Here is a 3,967-nt window from a genome sequence, read left to right as displayed (position 1 = left end):
GCAAGCGCCCGCTGCTCACCGCGCTGTCCGGACCGGCCGCGGGCGTCGCGGGCGCGCTGATGGGGGAGCGGCTCAGCGAGGGGGTCTTCCTGGAGACCGGCGGCACCTCCACCGACGTCTCGGTGGTGCGCCGGGGCAAGGTGCAGGTCCGGCACGCCAGGCTGGGCGGTCGGGAGACGTCCCTGCCCGCGCTGGACGTGCGCACCGTCGGCGTCGGCGGCGGCTCCATGGTCCGGGTCTCCGGCGGCGCGGTCACGGACGTCGGGCCGCGCAGCGCGCACATCGCCGGGCTGCCGTACGCCTGCTTCGCCGACCCCGGCGCGCTGGACGGCGCCGAACTGGTGCGCCTGGCGCCCCGCGACGGCGACCCGGCCGACTACGTCGCGCTGGAGGTCCCCGGCGGCGGCAGGTTCGCGCTCACCACCACCTGCGCGGCCAACGCGCTCGGCGTCGTCCCCGAGGACGCCTACGCGCTCGCCGACCCCGGCACCGCCCGCGCCGCGATCGCCGTGCTCGCCGCCGACCTCGGCACGACCGTCGAGGAAACCGCGAAAGCGGTGCTGCGCAAGGCGATCGCGCCGGTCAAGGCCGTGGTGGACCAGCTCGTGGACGCCTACCGGCTCGACCGCTCCGCCCTCACCCTGGTCGGCGGCGGCGGGGGAGCGGCGGCGATCACCCCGTTCCTCGGCGCCCAGTCCACCGCGGACTGGCGGATCGCGGCGCACAGCGAGGTGATCAGCCCGCTCGGCGCGGCGCTGGCCCTGGTGCGCGAGTCGGTGGAGCGGATCGTGCCCGATCCCGGCCACGCCGACGTGCTCGCGGTGCGCGCCGAGGCCGAACGGGCCGTCATCGCGCAGGGCGCCGACCCCGCCGGGGTGGACGTGGACGTGGTGGTCGACCCGCGGCGCAACCTGATCCGCGCCGTCGCCACCGGCGCCACCGAGCTGCGCGCCAAGGACCGCGCCCTGGTCGTCGACGAGGACGCGGTCCGGGCGGCCGTCGCCCGCAGCCTGGACGTGCCCGCCGACCGGGTCGCCCGCCTCACCGACACCGGGCACCACGCGGTGTGGGGCGCGGACGTCCGCCGCAAGGGCCTGCTCGGCCTCGGCCGCACCACCCGGCACGTGCGCGTGGTCGACCGGGAGGGCGTGGTGCGCCTGCACGCGGCGGGCGCGCACGTCGTCGGGACCACCGTCGCCCGCGCCACGGGCGAGCTGGCCGCCGCGGTGGACGAGCACACCTCCCACGGCGACGGCGGCTCCCGCGCGCCCGCCGTGTCGCTGCTGGTCGGCGCGAAGATCGCCGACCTGTCCGGGGTGCTGGACCGGGACCAGCTCGTCGCGCTGATCGGCGCCGAGCTGTCCGCGCGCGGCCCGGACGAGCCGGTCGTGGCGATCGTGGAGGACCGGCGGTGAGCGACGAGGACCTCGCGGTCGCGCTGCTGGCCGCCACCCCCACCCACGAGGACCGCGACCCCGCGCTGCTGCGGCGCTGGGCGCGCGCCGCCCTGGAGGTCGGCGACGAGCTGGCCGCCCGCCCGTTCCCGGCGGACGTGCGGGTGGTCGAGCGGGACGGCGGGGTGCGCGACGGCGAGGTGGTGCTGGCCGAGTACCACCGCCGCACCGGAGCGGCCACGGTCTACACCGACGCCCTGCGCCGGGTGCGCGAGGTCGCGCGGCGGCGGGGCTGGGACGTCGATCCCGGCGCCCTGCGCGCCGCAGCCGTCGCCCACGAGGTCGCCCACCACCGGCTGCACGGCCCGCTCGCCCGCGAGCTCAAGCGCCGCCTGGGGCACCACGCCCTCCGGCTCGGCCGGGTGCGCGTGCTCGGCCACGTCGCGGGCGCCGACGAGCTCGTCGCGCACCGCTACGCCCACCGGGTCAGCGGCCTGGACCGCAGCCCGCTCGCGCTGACCGCGGCACTCGCGGACAGCCTCGCCCTCGTCGCGCAAGGAGGCTGATCGATGGGGATCGCCGTGCTGGCCGTGATGGCCATCGGGGTCGCGCTGATGCTCACCCGCGTCCTGCCCACCGCGTTCGCGCTCGGGCTGCTCGCCGTGGTGATCGCCCTGCTGTCCGGGGCGTCGCTCACGGGCAAGGAGAACAGCGTCACCGCCGTGCTGCAGAACGGGTCCGCGCTGCTGGCCACCACGATGATCGCGGTGCTGCTCGGCTCGTGGTTGGGCACGCTCATGTCCGAGACCGGCATCGCGGCCACGCTCGTGCGCAAGATCGTCGAGTTCGGCGGCGAGCGGCCCGCCGTGGTGGCGCTCGGGGTGTACGCGGTGGCGGTGCTGTGCGGGTCGATCACCGGTTCCGCGCCCGCCGCGATGCTCGCGGGCGTGGTCGGCATCCCGGCGATGATCGCCGTGGGGGTGCCGCCGGTGGTGGCGGGCGGCACGGTCCTGATGGGGCTGGCGACCGGGCTGCCGGTGGAGCTGATCGGCTGGCAGTTCCTGTCCGACGCGGTGGACCTGTCGCTGGAGCAGGTGCGGGCGTTCCAGCTGAAGGTGTTCCCGATCGCGCTGGTGGTCGGCGTCGCCTACGTGCTGGTGGAGGTGCGGCGCAGGGGAGCGCGGCACGCGTGGGCGGTGCGGGCGGCCACGGCCAGGCGGGCGCGGCGCGGGGACGCGCCCTGGTACGCGCTGGTCGCGCCGCTGCTGCCGATCGTGCTGGCGCTCGGGTTCGAGCTGCCGATCGTGCCCTCGCTGCTGGCGGGCGTGGTCTTCGCCCTGCTCACCACGACCCGGCCGGGGCGGCTGGGGGAGACGGCGATGCGCTCGCTGTACCGCGCGTTCGACGTGGCGGCGCCGCCGCTGGTGCTGTTCGTCGCGATCGGGATGCTCCTGTCGGCGGTGCGCCTGCCGGGCGCGGTGGCGGCGCTGGAGCCGGTGGTGTCCGCGGTCAGCCCGTCGGGGCCGGTGCTGTTCGTGCTGGTGTTCGCGCTGCTGGTGCCGCTGTGCCTGTACCGGGGGCCGCTGAACGTGTACGGGCTCGGCGCGGGCATCGCCGGGGTGCTGGCCGGGGGAGGGGTGTACCCGGTTCCGGCGGTGCTGGGGCTGATGTCGTCGTACGGGCAGGTGCTGTGCGTGTCGGACCCGACGAGCACGCAGACGGTGTGGAGCGCGCAGTACGCGGGCGTGCGGCCGGAGAAGGTGATGGCGTCGACGCTGCCTTACACGTGGGTGATGGCGGTGGGGGTGCTGACGTTGACGTCGGTGCTGTTCCTGGGCTGAGCGGGTGCGCCCCCGGCGCGGCGGGCCGGTGCCGGGGGCAGCTTGGAATAAGTTGGAATCACATACCACGATGACTTCAGTGCTGGGTGAAATAAAGTCGGACGACCGGTACCCCGCCACGTCGTGCCCGGAGGCGGTAAGCGCGGTCGGGCCGGACCGCGCCCGCCACGACTCTCAGGCCGGCAGCCCGGTGATGTTGTCCAGCACCGCCCGCGTGACCGTCTCCAACTGCGGCAGCATCGACGGCGACTCGGGTGTGGTGGAGGTCAGGTGCACCAGCACCATGTCCTGGCCGATCGACTTGCCCGAGGACAGGTTCAGCTCCGTGCCCTCCACGTACGTGTGGCCGCCGCTGCCCAGGCCGGTGACGGGGTGGCGCCGAGGTCGGGCTGGCGAACACGGCGCCGTAGGTCTTCGCGCCCATCTCATTGACGACGGGCTCCTGCGGGCGGCAGTACACGCTCGGCGCCTGGTTCATGCCCACCTCGTACGCCGTGACGACCAGGTCCCTCGGCAGCACGTCGCACGCCGTGAACTCCGCGGGCGCCGCCGAGCTGCTCGTCGTGGCGGCCGTGGTGGTGGCCGTGGGCGTCGGGGACGAGGTCCGGGCCGTGGTGGAGCCGTCCGCGCCGCCGCAGCCCGCGGTCAGCAGGGCCGCGGCGGCGGTCGCGGCGAACTTCTTGGCGAACACTTCGGGAGCCCTCTGGGCGGTGGAGAAAAGGGCGCACAGCA

General features: G+C 75.6%; 5 protein-coding genes. 4 read left to right on the top strand and 1 reads right to left on the bottom strand.

Going from position 1 to position 3,967, the window contains the following annotated elements; translation table 11 throughout:
- The 3 genes from ACTUAL_RS31590 to ACTUAL_RS31580 form a co-directional block, all read left to right on the top strand.
- Positions 1–1,415: hydantoinase/oxoprolinase family protein (locus ACTUAL_RS31590; RefSeq protein WP_440902783.1), on the top strand; the 1,415-nt coding region annotated here is incomplete at its 5' end.
- Positions 1,412–1,960, top strand: coding sequence for a hypothetical protein (locus ACTUAL_RS31585; RefSeq protein WP_440902782.1), 549 nt, complete (start codon positions 1,412–1,414; stop codon positions 1,958–1,960). The genes ACTUAL_RS31590 and ACTUAL_RS31585, both read left to right, overlap by 4 nt.
- Before the next feature lie 3 nt (positions 1,961–1,963).
- The gene (locus ACTUAL_RS31580; protein ID WP_440902781.1) at positions 1,964–3,235 is read left to right on the top strand and encodes a transporter; all 1,272 of its coding nucleotides are present in this window, start codon (positions 1,964–1,966) and stop codon (positions 3,233–3,235) included.
- Positions 3,236–3,409: 174 nt separating this feature from the next.
- Here the strand turns inward: ACTUAL_RS31580 and ACTUAL_RS31575 are convergent, their stop codons facing one another.
- A complete protein-coding gene (locus tag ACTUAL_RS31575) occupies positions 3,410–3,571 on the bottom strand; it encodes a hypothetical protein (protein ID WP_440902780.1) in 162 nt (53 codons plus the stop codon).
- 92 nt (positions 3,572–3,663) lie between these two features.
- Between ACTUAL_RS31575 and ACTUAL_RS31570 the strand changes: the two genes are divergently transcribed.
- Positions 3,664–3,967, top strand: a 304-nt coding sequence (locus ACTUAL_RS31570) for a hypothetical protein (protein WP_440902779.1), incomplete at its 3' end; no start/stop codon positions are given.

It is taken from the genome of Actinosynnema sp. (assembly GCF_052038725.1).
The sequence above is the reverse complement of the archived record's forward strand: the minus strand, read 5'-3'. Positions and strand labels throughout refer to the sequence as shown.